The 17,592-nt window shown below is 59.5% G+C and carries 15 protein-coding genes and 4 pseudogenes; 6 read left to right on the top strand and 13 right to left on the bottom strand.

Features of this window, described 5'->3' with window-relative positions; all coding sequences use genetic code 11:
• Positions 1–2 precede the first annotated feature (2 nt).
• The 7 genes and pseudogenes from ACVW17_RS15855 to ACVW17_RS15825 all read right to left on the bottom strand — a co-directional run bounded on the left by ACVW17_RS15855 (position 3) and on the right by ACVW17_RS15825 (position 7,924).
• Complete coding sequence (locus ACVW17_RS15855; protein WP_456797474.1) at positions 3–1,691, bottom strand: ABC transporter substrate-binding protein; 1,689 nt, start codon at positions 1,689–1,691, stop codon at positions 3–5.
• 48 nt (positions 1,692–1,739) lie between these two features.
• Positions 1,740–3,062 carry an NtaA/DmoA family FMN-dependent monooxygenase gene (locus ACVW17_RS15850; RefSeq protein ID WP_456797473.1) on the bottom strand — a complete coding sequence of 441 codons (1,323 nt, stop codon included), beginning with the start codon at positions 3,060–3,062 and terminating at the stop codon, positions 1,740–1,742.
• Positions 3,062–3,382 carry a hypothetical protein gene (locus ACVW17_RS15845; RefSeq protein WP_456797472.1) on the bottom strand — a complete coding sequence of 107 codons (321 nt, stop codon included), beginning with the start codon at positions 3,380–3,382 and terminating at the stop codon, positions 3,062–3,064. Before ACVW17_RS15845 ends, ACVW17_RS15850 begins: the two co-directional genes overlap by 1 nt.
• A gap of 1,405 nt (positions 3,383–4,787) precedes the next feature.
• Entirely contained in the window at positions 4,788–5,021 is a 234-nt protein-coding gene (locus ACVW17_RS15840) for a hypothetical protein (RefSeq protein ID WP_456797471.1), read from the bottom strand.
• Between the two features lie 11 nt (positions 5,022–5,032).
• Positions 5,033–5,935: an amidohydrolase family protein gene (locus ACVW17_RS15835; protein ID WP_456797470.1), complete on the bottom strand. Its 903-nt coding sequence runs from the start codon at positions 5,933–5,935 to the stop codon at positions 5,033–5,035.
• Positions 5,936–6,146: 211 nt separating this feature from the next.
• Positions 6,147–7,143: pseudogene (locus ACVW17_RS15830) on the bottom strand (aminotransferase class V-fold PLP-dependent enzyme); the annotation flags it as partial.
• A 208-nt stretch (positions 7,144–7,351) separates the two neighbouring features.
• The gene (locus ACVW17_RS15825) at positions 7,352–7,924 is read right to left on the bottom strand and encodes a hypothetical protein (RefSeq protein WP_456797469.1); all 573 of its coding nucleotides are present in this window, start codon (positions 7,922–7,924) and stop codon (positions 7,352–7,354) included.
• Between the two features lie 275 nt (positions 7,925–8,199).
• On the opposite strand from ACVW17_RS15825, the gene ACVW17_RS15820 reads away from it, so the two are divergent.
• Positions 8,200–9,321: a type III polyketide synthase gene (locus ACVW17_RS15820; RefSeq protein ID WP_456797468.1), complete on the top strand. Its 1,122-nt coding sequence runs from the start codon at positions 8,200–8,202 to the stop codon at positions 9,319–9,321.
• Between the two features lie 159 nt (positions 9,322–9,480).
• Here ACVW17_RS15820 and ACVW17_RS15815 read toward each other — a convergent pair whose 3' ends face one another.
• Both ACVW17_RS15815 and ACVW17_RS15810 read right to left on the bottom strand, forming a co-directional pair.
• Positions 9,481–9,801: an HU family DNA-binding protein gene (locus ACVW17_RS15815; RefSeq protein ID WP_456756433.1), complete on the bottom strand. Its 321-nt coding sequence runs from the start codon at positions 9,799–9,801 to the stop codon at positions 9,481–9,483.
• 266 nt (positions 9,802–10,067) lie between these two features.
• Complete coding sequence (locus ACVW17_RS15810; protein ID WP_456797467.1) at positions 10,068–10,559, bottom strand: hypothetical protein; 492 nt, start codon at positions 10,557–10,559, stop codon at positions 10,068–10,070.
• A 601-nt stretch (positions 10,560–11,160) separates the two neighbouring features.
• On the opposite strand from ACVW17_RS15810, the gene ACVW17_RS15805 reads away from it, so the two are divergent.
• From ACVW17_RS15805 to ACVW17_RS15790, 4 genes and pseudogenes are all read left to right on the top strand, one after another.
• Positions 11,161–11,457, top strand: coding sequence for a hypothetical protein (locus tag ACVW17_RS15805; RefSeq protein WP_456797466.1), 297 nt, complete (start codon positions 11,161–11,163; stop codon positions 11,455–11,457).
• 833 nt (positions 11,458–12,290) lie between these two features.
• Positions 12,291–13,091 carry an ATP-binding cassette domain-containing protein gene (locus tag ACVW17_RS15800; RefSeq protein ID WP_456797465.1) on the top strand — a complete coding sequence of 267 codons (801 nt, stop codon included), beginning with the start codon at positions 12,291–12,293 and terminating at the stop codon, positions 13,089–13,091.
• Positions 13,088–14,025 (top strand): annotated as a pseudogene (locus ACVW17_RS15795) (ABC transporter permease/substrate-binding protein); the annotation flags it as partial. The gene ACVW17_RS15800 and the pseudogene ACVW17_RS15795, both read left to right, overlap by 4 nt.
• 63 nt (positions 14,026–14,088) lie before the next feature.
• A pseudogene (locus tag ACVW17_RS15790) lies at positions 14,089–14,265 on the top strand (transposase); the annotation flags it as partial.
• On the opposite strand, the gene ACVW17_RS15785 reads toward ACVW17_RS15790, so the two are convergent.
• From ACVW17_RS15785 to tnpA, 4 genes are all read right to left on the bottom strand, one after another.
• Positions 14,211–14,363, bottom strand: a complete 153-nt coding sequence (locus ACVW17_RS15785) for a hypothetical protein (RefSeq protein ID WP_456797464.1) — start codon at positions 14,361–14,363, stop codon at positions 14,211–14,213. The pseudogene ACVW17_RS15790 and the gene ACVW17_RS15785 overlap by 55 nt on opposite strands.
• Before the next feature lie 19 nt (positions 14,364–14,382).
• The gene (gene tnpC / locus ACVW17_RS15780) at positions 14,383–15,987 is read right to left on the bottom strand and encodes an IS66 family transposase (RefSeq protein WP_456797463.1); all 1,605 of its coding nucleotides are present in this window, start codon (positions 15,985–15,987) and stop codon (positions 14,383–14,385) included.
• 73 nt (positions 15,988–16,060) lie between these two features.
• Positions 16,061–16,414: an IS66 family insertion sequence element accessory protein TnpB gene (gene tnpB, locus ACVW17_RS15775; protein WP_456797462.1), complete on the bottom strand. Its 354-nt coding sequence runs from the start codon at positions 16,412–16,414 to the stop codon at positions 16,061–16,063.
• On the bottom strand, positions 16,411–16,782 hold the full coding sequence (tnpA, locus tag ACVW17_RS15770) for an IS66-like element accessory protein TnpA (RefSeq protein WP_456797461.1): 372 nt from the start codon (positions 16,780–16,782) through the stop codon (positions 16,411–16,413). The genes tnpB and tnpA overlap by 4 nt, the downstream gene beginning before the upstream one ends.
• 119 nt (positions 16,783–16,901) lie before the next feature.
• On the opposite strand from tnpA, the pseudogene ACVW17_RS15765 reads away from it, so the two are divergent.
• Positions 16,902–17,520 (top strand): annotated as a pseudogene (locus ACVW17_RS15765) (glycine betaine ABC transporter substrate-binding protein); the annotation flags it as partial.
• Positions 17,521–17,592: the final 72 nt, after the last annotated feature.

Here is a 17,592-nt window from a genome sequence, read left to right as displayed (position 1 = left end):
CGTCATTTCTTCTCATCAAAATGAGCGTCATAGAAGACGGGTTCACCCACCGACCCATGGTCCAGCCAGACGCCTTTCAGGTTGGGACCGATGGCCAAAGTCACGTCAAGCACTGTGAGGCCAATCACAGGAGCCTCGTCCACGATCTTCCGTTCCGCCTGCTGATAGAGGTCGGTACGTTCAGCGCTATTGAAATTCTGCTCCGCCTTTTGGATCAGCTCCCAAAGCGCCGAATCCTGGAAACGCGACGGATTGAAGCGATTGGGTTCGCCATTCTGGTCCGGCTTCCATGAAATCCGGAATATCTCGGCGCCAGGTGCGACCCAATAGAGCAGCACGATCTCGTAATCATCGGGGCCAAGGTTTTTTCCGGCGAAGAAGTCAGCCGGATTGGTGGGTTGAAAACGCACGTCGAAACCAGCCGCCCTTGCCTGCTGCTGGATAACTTGCAAGGCTTGCTCGCCATCCGGCTTCAGAAAAGCGTTCGAATAGGAAACGCGCACGATCAGTGAATGACCGTTCTTGACGCGGACGCCGTTACGGTCGCGTTCGGTCCAACCCGCCTGGTCGAGCAACTGATTGGCTTTCTCAATATCGTAGGCATACGACTGCCCGAGCTCGCGCAGGTATTCCGGCGAGCTCTGACTTAGCGCACCGTTGCCCTCAAATGGCAAAGAGCCAAGGAAGGATGTGCCGACCGCGGCCTCTCGGTCAGTAGAATAGGCAAAGGCCTTTCGGACGAGCACGTCGTCAAAAGGCGGCCTGGCCGCATACAACGCAAGGCGCAGAGGGGTGCCGCCGGTAATATGCCGCAACACTGTAAAGCGGGAATGAGCGTCTTTCCAGGCGATGGCCGGGATATCGTATATGGCATCGGTCTCACCCGTGATCAGCGAGCCGTATCGGACAGTCTGATCTGGCAGAAACTTCCAGCTGATCCCGTCAACGTAAGCCGGGCCCTGATGTTTCGCGGTTGCCGGCGGCGAATTGTAATCGGGATTGCGGCGGGAGGTGACCTCCCGCCCATGGCGCCACTTGTCGACGATGAACGGACCTGAGCCCACCGGGTTCTCGCAATTCACTGCAAGTCCACGCTTGAGCGCGGATGGCGACAGAATACCTTGTGAGGATTGGGCGAGCACGTTGAGCAAGGGTTGGAACGGCACCTTCAAGGTTACCTGCAACCTGAGAGGAGCGATTGCCTTCGCCGATCCGAAGCTGTCGCCAAGATATGGAGCGGCAGTCGGATTGCGAAGATCGGGGTCATTGCTGAGCCATCCGTTGATATTGTCGGCGATGGCCTGCGCATCCAGGGGTGTCCCGTCCGTGAACTTCACATTCGGCTTTATCTCGAATGTGTACACCTTCTTATCGTCGGAGATGGTCCAGGACTCGGCGAGCCATGGCACGATCCTGCCGTCCTCGTCGCGCGCAACCAGATTATCGCTGTACTGGCGTTGCAGATACCATTGCTGCACCCACCCACCGAACAAGCAAGCAGGCTCTTGAAAATGCCCGTAACGAATAATGCCTCCTTGTTTCAGGCTGACGGCTGCCCCTCCTTGAGCATGAACGCTGGGCGTCCATTGCGAGAGGCCTGAGAGCGCGACAAGGATAGCCGCCAGTTTTCTTCCTGGATGGCTCGACCGGCCAGGGAAGCGCCTCGTTGATCGCGCGTTCGACAAAAGCATATCCAGGCTCCGATGTATTTGGTGTTGAGGAAGCGTCAGCGCGGTGAGCTAGTTGCGGCTCTTGCCGGTTTGGAAAGGAATCCCGAAGTGCTCGCGCAAGGTCTGCCCCTCATATTCTTTGCGAAACAGGCCGCGCTTCTGCAGGATAGGCACCACATTGTCGACGAAGGCCGGAGTGCCATCTGTCAGCACGTCCGGAATGATGTTGAAACCATCGACCGCGCCAGCGCTGAACCATGCCTCGATCGAATCCGCGATCTGCTCGGGTGCGCCCACGAACAGGCGGTGGCCAAAAGCTTGAACGCTGCTAATGATCTCGCGAACCGTCCGGCCTTGGCGGGCCAGAGTTTCAATCGTGCGATGGTGACCGACAGAAAACGGAACCTTATCTGCATCGGGCAAAATCTCCTCCGGGATCGGCCTTTCAAGACTGAGCTTCTCGGCCTCTACCCCCATGCTTCGTGCAAGAGCGGCGATGGCGCGCTCCAGATCGAGCAGCCCATCAAGTTCATCTTTGCGACGAGCCGCTTCTTCCTCGGTTCCCCCGATGCACGTGACAAGTCCTGGCAGGATGAGCGGAGCTGCAGGGCGGCCGAACTGCCGAGAGAGCGCGCGCAGGCGCTCCGCCTCCTGCAATGCCGTTGTCAAATCCCCGGCTGCCGCAAACACGACATCCGCACTGCGGGCACCGAGCCGTAATCCGGGATCCGAGCCGCCCGCTTGAACAATGACTGGGTGGCCTTGGGGCGAAGCGGGATGCGTAAGTGGACCTCGGATGCCGAAACTATTCGTATCGGGTTCGAGCAGCTGGAATTGACTCTGATCTGCGTAAACTCCCGCAGCCTGATCGGCGATGATCATCTCGCCGCCCCAGCTCAGCCAAAGAGCACGGACGGTTTCCACGAAGTCCTCGGCGCGTCTGTAGCGATCCGCTCGCGGGACTTCTCGACCGCCAAAGTTTGCCACCGTCGCCGGGCTCGACGTCGTGACCGCATTCCAGGCGACGCGCCCGCCGCTGATGACATCGAGCGATTGGAAACGGCGGGCGAGATTGTATGGCTCATTGTAGGTTGTCGACGCCGTCGCAATCAGCCCAACCCGCTCGGTTTCGCGTGCAATCACAGTGAGGACCAGCGTAGGCTCAAGTCCATTGAGCGGCGGCTGGCGCGTAATGTCGAAACTTATCGCGGGGGTGTCGGCGAGGAATACGGCATCTAGCAGACCATGCTCCGCAACCTTCGCAGCCCGGACATAGTGCTCGATATCGAAAAAGGCGCTTGGATTTGTGCCCGGCCAGCGCCACGCGGCAGAATGACCACCGGCGCCATGAAGATTTAAGCCAAGATGAAGCATGGAACGAACCGAAGACATCACAGCACCGAACGGGGCGGCCTTTGAGCCGCTTGGTAGACCTTGAGTACAAACCGATCTCCGCCAGCCATTTCGGCGGCCACCTCGCCCTTTCGCGCAGGCTCGCTCTGAATGCTCCCCGGACAGCCGATTCGAGGAACAGATAATAAACTGTCGACTGATGTAAGAGCGATGTCACCAAAGACGTCTTGGCTACGTCCTATGATGTTCTCCGAGCGGGCGCGGCCAACAAGAGCTTCGACCACGACGGTCGCCGAACGACGCTGGGGTGCGTGCAGCCTTTTTCCGAAGATGAGTTGATTCCACACGAGTGCACTCACATCGGTTCTCCAGAATTCGTCAAGAGGCCGGCCCCTCTCAGGACGGTGTTTCGGATTCCCATTCGCGATCGAAACATTTGGACTCCCGGCCGATCGAGCACGGCTTAAGATCAAAGGATCTGTAGAGGCCGAGAGCATCCAAACGCAATAGTTGAGTATTTCAATCTACTATCCACGGTTGGCATCCTCTTCTATTGCGATGCCTATCTTTGCGTCGCTTAATCAAAATGGTCTCTGATCAGGCTCACCGAACACGCCGCTACCTGATTGCAGCGGCTTCAATTGACGGCGCCGACTCGAAGCCGAACGACATGATTGATGCCTTCGAGGACACACAAGACATTTGGCGCGATAGTGTTGATCAACCGCTTGCTGCCGCGTTGCAAAGCTAGACTCGGCCAGTAGCCTGCGCACGAAGCCAGCCATCCGATAATGCGATGAAACATTCTAGATTTGCGATGCCTCTATGAGGCAACGCCTGGCAGCTGAAAACTGTTCTGCACCAGGCGTGCCACCGCCTGCAGCATTCTAGAATGCTGCAGGCCTTCGGTTCATTATCTTGCAGGCGGCGGATGTCGCCGCGCCTTCCATCGGCATGGTTACCGAGGCTAACACTGTAGGAACGCCGTCTTCGCACCCCTTTTCGTCAACCGCGCCGACACGTCCACGGAATCAGCTAGCTCTGTACATAAGGCTCATGCCTCGAGCGCCACAATCGCTTACATCAACCGAAATCTAGTAATTCGGCATCGGACTGCGCCACTTACCGGCACATCGGGTGAGGCATGCGCCTCGTGATGAATAGCGCGCTATTCTGCGTCAACAATGCGAGATCGGAACGCCATGCCCAATGTCGACGTCTGCGGCCGTCACTGACGGGAGGAGACGCCGCGATCGATATTGCATTTTTTGTGACGTGGTGGTCAGCTTCGCGATCCGTCCAGGACTCGAGCGGCGTGGGGGCACGCACAAGCCTGGCAGGGATGGTAGACGGCGTTAGTGCAGGGAGAATCCGGCCGGCATTATTCGCCGCATAGACCGTGTCCCAGGCGCCCGCGCGCTTGAAGAGCCACGGCGCCTCGAAGAAGTCGGCGAGTGCCTTCACTGGCACGGGTTTGCCTACTGTCTCCCCAGGCGAGCGCCGCGCAGCTGGGTCGAAATGTTCGCCCATACAGATAGGCGGCCCCATCGTCGTCCACGAAGACGGTTGGACCAATATTCTGGATGCCGTTGGCCGTCGGCAGGCGCTGCGAAACGGCCCTTCATGTCGTATATATCTGCCCCGTTTATGTCAGCCCACTACCCGCGAGTACCATCGTCGCGGTACCGATCGTCATTGCAACCTATTTCATGGCTGCAAAGCCTTCCGGGGGTCGTCGACACACTTTGAACGGTTGTCCGTCGTTCACGGCTGAGTCGTATCCTCCCGATTCGCCTTCCGAAAGAACTGCAGTGCGTTACCGCGCATGATCCGGTCAATCAGTTCACGGGTATCCTCAAGCGCGATCCAGCCCTCGGCGACCAATTGCGAGAGAGCTCGTGCGATTCCACGGCGCGCTACGCACGTATGGCCATAAATTGGCTCGACAGCGACATAGTCGCCACCGAAGGTGAAGATCTTGTTGGACGGCACCGCCATCAAGAACTCCTTCAGAAAGCGAACGCCCGCCACCGGATTAATGATCCATGCCCAGCACATGTCGATCGCGGCGTTAGGGAAATGTTTGGCCAGTGCGATAAATCGTGCTCGTATGGATATCCGATATGCATCAATACGAATCGGGTTTCGGGAAACTCCTGCAGCAGACGGCAGACGTCTGCTGCATTGCCGCGAGTACGGGCGAGTTGCATCACGCCGTAGCCAGCCAAAACACCGGTGTGCAGTTTGACGGGTAAGCCGTACTCGCCAGCCTTGCCGACGCAATAGCGGAATAGATAGTCTTGCAGCGCTTTGAGGTCTTCAGGACCAAGGGCGTGCAATGCGCCGGCTCTGTCGGCATGGTGGGGGAATAATCTTGCGGCATGCGCCTTGGCGACCGGCGCGAAATCGAGAGCGCGCGAATAGGCAATCTGCGATTTTACAGCCACGGCTTTGGCGCCGTATGTTGTGAAATAAAGGTCGATAACTTCGAGCCATTCATCGAGCGTCGTCGGGCGTCGCCCCGTCTCGGCTTCCACCCACGCAAAATCAGCGGCACTACACCGGCACAATTGAAGGATGCTTATGTCGTGGTCGAGCAACCCCGGCTGCTCGGTCTCCATAAAGATGCGCTGTAGCGAATTGACGTGGCAGCCTTTGATGTTTGCCAGATCCAGAATGCGTGCGTAAAAACCTGGCCGAACTGTTTCATGGTATTTCTCGGCTATGCGGGGCAGGCTTTCGGCGGTCAGGTGCGGTTCTGCACGGTTCGTGCCTATACCGACGACGACTCCAATTGCCAATGCAATCCACCAGCCGAAGAAGGCAAGCGCCAACGCCCAACCAAGACCCGAAAGCAGCCAGTCGATGTAACGCTGACCATCCATGGTCTTTTCAAGAAGAACTCCGAACATCGCGAACCTCACGATTGCAGGTTTGCACGACGACCATGCTCCGCATGGTCGCTCATCGTGCGTGTTGTGCCGGTACTAATCGATCGCGTCACCTGAATGCCGGATCCTCTCACTCAGCGTACCGGCAAGCGGAAAGCCATGATCTTCGCGCTTGGGCTTGATCAGGCCGCCCGAGCCGAGCGCTCTTTCTCGAACGGCTTCTGCCGACTCCTTACGCGGCCTTGAATGAGTTTTTTGACAGGCGTCCGCGGATGAGATGCATCAAGCGATCTACATCGTTGATCGTGTTGAACATGCCGAACGATATACGGATGCCGTCGCGCTCGGGGGAAACACGCACGCCCTTCTCTTCGAAGTAGCTGAGCCATTCTGCCGCGGGTAGACCAACGACGTAGATGTGGCGCGATCGATGTTGCCGCTGATGCGGACCGATGAGATCAAGGTCGAGTTCGTCTAGCTGGGCGACCAGATGATCACCTAAATCGAAGCAATGGTTCTGAATGTTCTTCACGCCGATCTGCTCTATCATGTCGAGCGAGGCTCCGAGCGCATGAATTGCAGGAAGATTGAAGTTGCCTAACGCGAAGCGTCGCGCGGTGGCAGACGACGCCACGCGGTCGGGACGAGCGATAAGGTCGCGGGGAATCTCCGCCAAACTGGCAGCGGCAAGATAGGCGGGCTCCAGTTCCTTCTGAGTCTGGTCCCAATAGAGCAGTCCGAGACCTTGAGGGACGAGCGATCCCTTGTGACTTCCGGAACCCACGGAGGTTGCTTGGATGGCCTTCGCATCGATCGGAACGACCCCGATTGACTGCATGACGTCGACGACGAAGTAGAGCTTCTTGTCCGCGCAAAGAGCGCCGATACTCTCGATATCGAGCGATGTCCTGCGTGGAAGGTCACGTGCGACAGCGAAATCGCGCGGGTCGTGTCGTCAATGTGGGGAAGGAAAGCGTCGGCGTTTACGACATCCGTCTGGGAAGGAAATCAATCCGGACGCCCTTCTTCTTCAAATTGAGGAAAGCATAAGTGTTGTCTGGATGATCGCCATGGATCATCAAAACGCTATCACCGGCTCGCAGAGGCAACGCGTTCGCCGCGATGTTCATGCTTTCCGAAGTGTTCTTCGTGAAGGCAATTTCGTCGGCCGACACCCCAAGGAAACGGGCTACTTTGGCGCGCGTTTGCTCAACTCGATCGAGCCATATGTCGGCGGCCACTCCCACCTGATTGCGGGCGCCGCACTCGAGCCTCGCCCATGCAATCGATGTTCATGCGTCGTCGCGGCTCAACCCATCGACGATGGCAAAGCGGCTCGGCGCGACAAACTGATATGACCCACACAGAAGAAGACGAGCCATTTAAGCCCAGAGACGGATGCAATCTTTGTAGTCACCTACCAAACCTATCAATTGATCAAGAAGACAGACACATGGCATACATCTGCGTTCCGTGAACACCGTCAAGAGGTTTGAGTTCGGAACCTGGTCGAGAAGAATGAAAAGGCGCCTCCTGGGTATCACAGTCATCATATTGTTGGCCGCAGCTGTCGCTGGTCTGACCGTGCGGCTTTGCAAGCGAAGCGGTTCTGACATCGATATTGATCGCGGCAGCGGCCGTCGACGCTGGGAGTTCGTCAACGCTGGCGATGCGGTCCGTACGTCTCCTCCCGCCATGAGATGTCCTGGTGGGACAAGAAGATCGCTGGGCGGCCAAATCGGTTTCCGCTGGCAGATAGCCAATTCGGTATTCGGCATCGCGGTGAACGGCACTTGCGCCAATCCCGAGGACTCCGACGATAACATTGTTCTGCTGAGCCTTCAGGATGAACGCCAGGTAGCTACGCGCGGCCCGGTTAAGGATCCACTCGGTTACACCTGGAATGACGTCCTGGTGTACGTAAACGGCGCCGCTGCGGTCGCCCGCAATAAATATCAGCCCTGCGAGCTGGCGACTCCGCTGCATCTCGTCAACGGCAGCGAAAGCCAACGGGACGATGCAGCTGGAGTAGAGGCCGTAAGGTCTCCTTTTCCGCCCACCAGGCCGTCAGCGCTGAGTACGATTGCGTGCTCATGGGTCCTGCGCTCACTGGTTTCTGCGCAACCGGGATCGCAGGCGTTTCCAACGGGAGGTACTGCAGGAATCGCCGGCACTGGGCAGGGCATCAACATAGGTTTGGTCCACGTGAACTAACGGCCGGAAGTCGCGGACGTCCTTGGTCTTCGCTTTTTGTGTAAATTCATGTCGAACGACAAGAGTAACTGATGTCGAGAATTTTGGCTGTTGGGACGGCTTTGCCACCATTCCGGTTTTCGCAGACTGACGTCAAAGCTTTGGCGGGTCGCCACTTCGGATCCAAAATGGAGAAGCTTAAGAGATATCTTACAGTATTCGATCATGCGCTCGTCGATCAACGCTTCTTTTGTGTTACGCCAGAATGGCTTCTCACCGATCATCGCATAAGTGAGACAAACCAAATATACCTGGATTGGGCAAAGGAGCTCGCGTGCAAAGCGACATTGCTCTGTCTCAACCGGGCTGGCGTTAAGCCCGAGCAAGTCGATCGGGTCATGTTCGTCTCGACGACAGGGATAGCGACCCCTAGCCTCGACGTGGACCTGATCTCCAAAGTCGGATTGCGAGCAGACGTGGGACGGACGCCGATATTCGGCCTCGGATGCGCTGGGGGAGCATCGGGAGTAAACTTGGCGGGAGCCCTTTGCCGAGCAACCAACGAACGCATTCTCCTCGTTGCCGTGGAGTTGACTTCCCTTACGTTCCAGCCAAATGATCTCACCCCGAAAAACGTTGTCGCCTCAAGCCTCTTTGGAGATGGCGCTGCTGCATTATTAATCGGGCCAGCCGAGAGCGGCTCTGGCAAACTGGACGTCGTGAGAAGTACGAGTTTGCTTCACCCGGACTCGACTTCTCTCATGGGCTGGCATTTTGGCGACTCCGGATTTGAAGTCGTGGTCTCCGAGCGCATTCCATCAATGATTAGCGAATTGATGCCACGTGCAATGGAATCGTTGCTCGCGGAGGATGGCATCCTGCCAAGCCAGGTGAAGAGCTTCGTCTTTCATCCCGGAGGAAGAAAAGTATTGGAGGTTTGTGAGCAGGGCCTTGGGCGGTCCTCTGAGAGCTTCTTTTCGAGCTATGAGACGCTTCGACTTCATGGAAATATGTCCAGCGCAACTGTGCTATTCGTTCTGGAACACGTTCTGGCGCATGAGGAGCAAGCGCCGGGATCATACGGCATCTTAGGCGCCTTTGGGCCAGGCTTCTCGACCGAACTGTCGCTACTGAAATGGGCTGACACCGAAAGGGCACAGCCAACGCCCGCAAATCTTGAGCTGTTGGGTGACCGATCGAAGCACGTCGCTTAGTCGTGGTACCCGGCATCACCAAATTCGTTGCCGGTGCTGTCTGACGCCCGCGTACACGAGATACTACCGCTGGTCTGCTCTGTTCAACGGTACCCCAGAAGCGCCCGCAAGACGGTGTCAGTCACAGCATCGCTCGGGAACCGACCTGGACGTCCTCTCTTAGACAACCTCAGACGGCGAGTTGATCGATTTGGAGTTCTCGTCACGGTTAAGGCGCTCATGCATTGCCCTGCTGGTCTTGAAGACCGGAAAGCGCTTTTGCTCGATTTGCATGTACTCGCCCGTTTTTGGATTACGGCCTATGCGAGCCCGCCGATGGCTGACCGAAAATACGCCGAAGCCCCGCAATTCAACGCGGTCACCGCGCGCGAGCCCCTCAACGATCTCATCGAGGATTGCGCTCACAATATTGTTGACGACGCTCTGATAAAGATGCGGGCAGCTGTCGGCGATACGTTGGACGAGTGTGGACCTGATCATCGGCGCCGCTGATGTGTTTTTTTGGGAAGTGGCCATTTGCTCGACGCATTGGCAATTGTCAAGATCGCTTTGTACCGACGTTGACGAAGAAACATCGTCGCCCGATGAACAACCAGCGTTTGCTAGCGCCTTTCAAATGGAACGCGCGACATGGCCTCGACTTATGTTTGATCGGTAACCGGACCTCTCAATGTTGGCAACGACAGATCCATAATGTTTGCAAAGCGGCGCCCCCCGGCATCGACTCCACTATCGATTGCTCCAGCTCAAGCCACATGGCGATGGCTGGCAACGCTGTCTCTGTCTGATTGATCGAACGGAGATAGGAGTGCCGCCCGGTCCGGTGGTCCGACACGGAATGAGCCCTTGGCGTCGATGGCAGCTGGTTTCGCTCTCGAACCCTTTAGCCAATCCGGCACTTGCCTTGGGCCGGCGATCCACGACACAGGGATGATCCCAGCAAGCGCGATCAAAGGCAACCGCCAGCACGGTGACACCTCGCTGTGGCCCTGGATTTCCAAAGGACCGATCACGGCCGGTGCTTGTCCGATCCGCTGCAGAGCCATCGCGGCCAGATCACCCGGGCGTTTCATCAATGTCGGCGAGCACTGGATAACCGCGTGCTCGAGCGACGCCAATGCATCGCTCCGCGGATGGCCTGCCACCGATAGGTCAATTCCGGCGCGCCACGCCTTGTCGAACGTGGCGGTGACGGCCGCCGGCATTCCCGGCAGATCCTTGATGGGAAGTTTGCCCATCTCAACGTCCGAAAGCGTGCCGCCGACGACTTCCGGAGGACGTTGAGATCGACCGGTTGAGGAAGGCAGCCCGCAACTCGCCGCAAGCTGCGCGATACGCCTCCGTACGAAACGTTCCAAACTGTGGCTGAGAGAGCACGCTAACAGACACAACTGGCGACCCCTCCAATGTTCCAGACCTCGTCGAGTTTCTGGGCCGGAAGCATCGCACTCCTGAAAATGCAGAGCGGCCCTCTCCAAGATCACGAACGGCCAGCCGCCAGTCCTCAAGAAGGACGGCAGGGACGCCGACAAGAAAGGGAAAAAAACCTACGGACTCGACGATCTCGACGGCTTCGATCCGGTCGGCACGGCCAAACCTGACGACGACGCCATATCCAAGGCCTTCAACGAAATGTCAGCGTTCGACGAACATGGCACGCTTTCGACATAGGAGATCGAGCCCCCAGGGACCGGCAAGTCCAGTTTGGATAAAGGATCCGTCATCCTGGCGTTCACATAGCCAAGCCGCAGTATGTTCGGTCATGGAATTAGGACCTAGCCCGGCGCCGACTTAATATGGTTTGGTGTGTGGGATAGAAATAAGAAGCGTGGTGCTTCAATGTACATGGTCATTCGCAAGTACACCAAGGTTCGTTCGGTTGCGGATGCCGCCTGCCGCGCGAAAAGCGGCATCGGCCAACTCCTAACGGAATCATATGGATTCAGATCGTATTATGTGCTGGACGGAGGAGACGGCGTCGGTGTCGCTGTGATGATATTCGAGGATCGCGAAAGCGCCAATGCGGCGAGCAAAACGGTCCTGGAGTTCGTTCAAGCAAGTCTGCATGATCTCAATCTTGGAGACCCCGAAATCACCGCAGGGGAGATATTGGTGAATATCCAATCCGATCAGTAGCGCGTATCGTGAAACGATAACTCCAGAGCCCTAAAAACAAGCACAGCTTGCCCGTATCGTTGCGGCTACAGATTGGATCGTTTCGTACAGAAGGATCCGCTAATTAGCTTGGGATTTGTGCCTTTTCGAGAGCGGCTGATGGCAACAAATCAGTGATGCATAAAACGCTGCCATGCACATCGGCATCACCCAGACAAAATGAAGTGCCAAGACAATCACCATAATTTGTCATGCCATAGATCCCCACGATCCCGAGGTCGCGGACACGGCACCCTCAGATCCGGTCCTCACCCCTTACGACCACGAACACGCCGTCACCTCTATGCGCCTTCTGGACGCAGATGCAGATGCGGATGACGCCAACGGGCGAGAGGTTGCAAAGATCGCGTTGCATACGGATTTTGAATATGAACCGCAGTGAGCCCGCCGCGCGTACGAAACCCATCTCGCTCGTGCCAAGTGGGCAGCAAAATATGTGGCAACCGCTGCAGAGCGGTCGACCGCGTTAGAACTAAGATAAACCACTACATTCCTTAGACCTTTGCCTGGCACATTGTTCGCGATCGCGGCGCGAACAAACTTTGTGGCCCGGACGAACGGGCACGGCTCCTCCGGCTAGCCAATCTTAAATGAAGTCGTTCGGTACATTTCGTACCGAACGACTTCAGCGCCATTACCAATTTCGACATCCCGAACCACCAACCGTCGTGCCGCGGGTCGTGGTGATGCATGGACTTGCTAGTGTCCTTCGAAACCGAAGTTCGCTAACGTGCGCACGGCTGAACGAAACGAAGTTCGGATCCCGAACACTCGCGCACTGGTCTAACCTAACCATGACACTCGCACCGCTGATTACCTATGCGCATGTAGTGAAGAGTTTTGCCAGCGGTCGCGACGCCGAGCGCGTCAACGCGGTCGACGACGTCTCGCTCGATATTACGGCGGGCGAATTCCTCGCGATTGTCGGCGCCTCCGGCTCCGGCAAGTCCACCTTGCTGCGGCTCGCCAACCGCCTGCTCGATGCCGACAACGGCCGCGTCATGGTGGAGGGCGAGGACGTGCGCAGCGTCGACCCGGTGGGTTTGCGCCGGCGCATGGGCTTCGTGTTCCAGAGCAGCGGGCTGTTTCCGCATATGCGCGTCGCCGACAACATTGCCGTCACACCGAGACTGCTCAGCTGGCCCGCCGCCGAGATCGCCGTGCGGGTCGATGAGCTCCTCGAGCTGGTGCGGCTCGATCGCTCCCTCCATCGTGATCGCTTTCCGCATGAATTGTCGGGCGGCCAACAGCAGCGTGTAGGCGTGGCGCGGGCGCTCGCCGCTCGTCCGCGTATCATGCAGCTGAACGAACCCTTTAGCGCGCTCGATCCGCTGACCCGCGACACCATGGGCGAGGAGTACCGCGTCCTGCATCGCAGCCTCCGTTTGACCACGGTAATGGTCACCCATGACATGACGGAGGCGTTGCTGCTTGCCGACCGCATCGCGGTGATGCGGGCCGGACGGGTTGTGGCGCAAGGCCGGCCAGCCGAGCTGGCAAACAACAAGGATCCCTACGTGGCGGAGCTGTTGAGCACACCCAGGCGGCAGGCCGAGCGGCTGAACGCCCTGCTCCCGGGAGCAAGCGCGGAATGAGCTTCTTGTCCGACCCTCGCTGGCACGACGCGGCGGCGCACCTGCCGGACTATCTTGGCAGCCACGTTCAGGTCAGCTTGGCGGCGCTAGCGCTCGGGCTTGTGATCAGCCTCCCGCTCGCGATCCTCGCGCGCAATCATGCCGTGATCCGCGGCATTCTGCTGGGCCTCGCCAGCATCGTCCAGACCGTGCCCGGACTGGCCCTGCTGGCGCTGTTCTACCCGCTACTGCTCGCCATTGCGTCATTGACGCTTCGCTGGTTCGGCTTCGACTTTTCCGCGTTCGGATTTCTGCCCTCCATGCTGGCACTGGCGCTCTATTCCATGCTGCCGGTGCTGCGCAACACCATCACCGGGCTGAACGGCGTCGATCCCGCGTTGCTTGAGGCGGCGCGAGGGGTGGGCATGACGCCACGGCAATCGCTGTTCACGGTGGAACTGCCGTTGGCGCTGCCGGTGATCATGGCCGGCATCCGCACCTCGGCGGTATGGGTGATCGGGCCGCGACATTGTCCACGCCGATCGGGCAGACCAGCCTCGGCAATTACATCTTCGCCGGCTTGCAGACCCAAAACTGGGTGCTCGTGCTGTTCGGCTGCGTCGCCTCAGCGCTGCTGGCGCTAGCGGTCGATCAACTTTTAACGCTGATCGAACGCGGATTGCGCCAGCGCAAGCACCTCCGTACTGCGCTCGGCAGCGTCGGGATCGCCGCACTGGTCGCGGCCACATTGATCCCTTCGATGTCACGCGCCCCGTCGACCTACGTCATCGGCGCCAAAACGTTTGCCGAGCAATATGTGCTCTCCGCGCTCATCGAGCAGCGTCTGCAGGCCGCGGGATTGCAGGCCTCGACGCGCGAAGGTCTCGGCTCCAGCGTGATCTTCCAGGCGCTCGCGGCCAACAACATCGACGTCTATGTGGACTATTCCGGGACCCCTGTGGGTCAACCGTAAGCGGTCGTTTTCCCCCACCTTGTTGTAGACGAACTGGCCTGCAATATGCTTTCCGTTATGAAGAGAGCGGATCGCAGCATGATTGCGGATGTTGTTGACGCATTGCGGGCTCGGGTTCGGCGCCGTCGTTGGTGCGACGATGTCAAGGCAGAGATCGTGGCGAAGTCCTACGCGCCAGGCGCGGTGATGTTGGAGGTCGCTCGTCGGCACGAGATCTCGCCGCAGCAACTTTCGGCCTGGCGCAGGGCGGCCCGCGACGGCTTATTGAAGCTGCCGGAGGGCACCGTGCCGGTGGCGACGAGGCCCTCAGGTTCGAACACGATCCAGGATCGCAGTTCGTCAAGCGGCGAGGCTTCTGCCGCGCTCGGCGGCCCACGCGCACGGCATCAGTTCGTCCAGACGGGAGACCGGCCAGAGATTGACCAGCTTGGTGAGGACGTCGGTCAGATAGGCCTGCGGCTCGACGCCGCAGAGCTTGCAGGTCTCGATCAGCGAAGCGAGGCAGGCCCAGTTCTCCGCGCCCTGATCATGCCCCGCAAACAATGCGTTTTTGCGATTGAGGACAAGCGGACGGATGCTTCGCTCGACGATATTCGAGTCGTGTTCGATGCGGCCATCGTCGAGGAGCCGCGTGAGCCCGTCCCAGTGGTTCAAGGCGTAGCGAATGTGCTCGGCGATCGTCGCCTTGCCCGAGACGCGGGTGAGCTGCTGCTCGAACCAGGCCTTGAGCGCCAGCATGAGGGGCTTGCTGCGTTCCTGGCGGACGGCACGGCGCTCATCAGCGCTGCGGCCCCTGATCGTCTTCTCGATGGCATAGAGAGCGGCGATACGCTCGAGCGCCTCGCTGGCGATCGGGGCAGGACCGGCCTGGACAACGTCAAAGAAGCGCCGCCGCAGGTGAGCCCAGCAGAACGCCAGCGTGATCGCCGCGTCAGGCGCGGTTTCGGCAATGGTCTTGTAGACGCTATAGCCGTCGCATTGCACGATGCCGCGATAGCCGTCGAGCAGCTTGAGCGCGTGGACCGCGCCACGACCGGGGGCGTAAGTGTAGGCCACTGCCGGCGGGTCAGCCCCGCCCCACGGCCGATCGTCGCGCGCGATCGCCCAGAAGAAGCCCTTCTTGGTGCGGCCGCGACCGGGATCCAGCACCGGTGCCGTGGTTTCGTCAACCGCGATCTTGCCCGCGGTCAGGATGATCTCGCGCAGCCGCAGCCAGAGCGGATGAAGCTCCGCGGCCGCATAGCCCACCCAGAACGCAAGCACCGCGCGCTTGATGTCGATGCCTTGCGCAAGCAGCATCTGGGCCTGCCGATAGAGCGGCAGATGCCAGGCATATTTGGCGACCAGCACATAGGCGACCATCGCCTCGGTCGGCAGCCCACCCTTGATCAGCCGCTCTGGCGCCGGTGCCTGAACCACGCCATCCGTGCAGGCCCGGCAGGCATATTTGGGACGATGCGTGACGATCACGCGGAACTGCGCCGGGACGACGTCGAGCCGCTTCGACGTTTCCTCGCCGATCACATGCATCGGCGCGCGGCAGCATGGGCAATTGGTATCCTCCGGAGCAATCGACACGTCGATGTGCGGCAGATGGGCCGGAAGCGCGCCACGATCGGCGCGTCGCCTATCAGCGCGCTTGCGTGCGCGCGCAGGGTCCTTCTTGTCCTCAGCCGCCTCGTTGGCCGCAACGGCCTGCTCGATGTCCTCGATTGCCAGCAGCAGTTGTTCCGGATCGAGCTTCTCCGAGCGGCGGCCGAACTGCGCGCGTTGCAGCTGGCGCAAGAGGTGGCGCAGCCGATCCATCTGCGACAGCGCGTGGTCGCGCTCGGCGATCGCAGCGTCGCACTTTGCGATCGCAGCGTCGCGCTCCGCGCGCGCTGCCGCTACCAGCGCCTGCAGCGCGTCGATATCGGTCGGAAGCTGATCTGTGATGTCATCCACATCGACCACTCAATCTGATTCGCGGGACGTTGTGGCATGCGAAGAGCGACCTGATTCAGTTCGTCGCGGCGGCTCACGATGTCGCTGTCGGCGGCGCAACGTCGTGGACATGTAGACGCGACCAGTCCAGACCGTCCATCAGCGCGGCGAGCTGCGAGGCGGAGAGCCGCATCACACCATCGCTGATCGGCGGCCAGCGGAACGCGCTTTGCTCCAGACGTTTCCACAGCAGCACCAGTCCGGACCCGTCCCAGGCCAAGATCTTCAAGCGGTCCGCACGCTTCGAACGGAAGACAAAAATCGTTCCCGAGAACGGATCATGGCGGAGCTGCTCGCGAACCAGCGCGGCGAGGCCGTCGGCACCTTTACGGAAGTCCACGGGCTTCGTCGCGACCATGACCTTCACGCCCGCCGAAGCCGCGATCATGTGGCTGCCCTCACGGCCCGCAGCACATCGCGCAACCACGCCGGGTCGACCCCGGCCGCGGCGCGAACCACCACTCCGCCAATCTCGATGCTGACCGTCGTCGAGCTCCGTGCCGCCACTTCCACCGCGGGACCAGCGCCACACAGCTCCGTCACCACCGGAACGAAGAGTGGCGCCTCGTCGACCGGCAGGCTGAGCACGCCGGAACGCGCTGCCTTACGCCACGCGAAAAGATGTTGCGGCGAGATGCCATGCCGGCGCGCCACCTCCGACACGATCGCGCCCGGCGCATAGGACTCCGCCACGATCCGCCCCTTGACCTCGTCGCTCCACCGACGACGACGTCCCGCACCGACCTGGATATCCACCCGGCCACGCGGCTTCGAAGCGTCAACTATATGGTCAACCATATATGCGAACCGTACTGTTCTGACGGTTCGTATCTTGCCGGTCAGCTCGCTCCCGACAAGGTGGGGACAGAGAACCGCTTACGGTAAACCAGCTTCACCGCAGCGAGATGCTGCCGCGTGGAGCATTGCTCGCCGAGCTGAAGAAAATCCTGGCAGAGCAGGACATCACTCTGCTCGGCGTGCTCGGTTTCGAAAACGCCTACGCGCTGGTGATGCCGCGGCAGCGCGCCGAAGCACTCGGCATCCATTCGATCACGGACCTGGCCGCGCACGCGCCAACGCTGTCGATTGCGGGCGATTACGAGTTCTTCTCGCCCGGAATGGACTGCCCTGCACAAGGCCTACGGACTTTCATTCCGTGCGCAACGACAGATGCAGCCTGATTTCATGTATGCGGCAGTGGCGAGCGGCAACGTCGACGTCATCGCGGGCTATACCAGCGAGGGGCGGATCAAGGAATACGACCTGGTGACGCTGGCCGATCCCATGCAGGCGGTCCCGCCCTATGATGCGGTCCTGCTACTTGCACCACGACGCTCTCATGATACGGCGTTGCTGGACGCGCTAAAGCCACTGCTTGACCGGATCGACATTGCGACGATGCGCGAAGCCAATTTGCGCGCCAGTGGCAGCAATGCTAACTCCTCGCCCGCCGCGGTGGCGCGCTGGCTGTGGCAGAGGATCGGTGGGCAGTAGACGTACGTCCATAGCCCGCTAGGAACGCATGGACGCGGCTCGGTTGCCCATTGCGCATCGGCCGCTCACGCG

Source organism: Bradyrhizobium sp. USDA 4473, assembly GCF_054063335.1.
The sequence above is the reverse complement of the archived record's forward strand: the minus strand, read 5'-3'. Positions and strand labels throughout refer to the sequence as shown.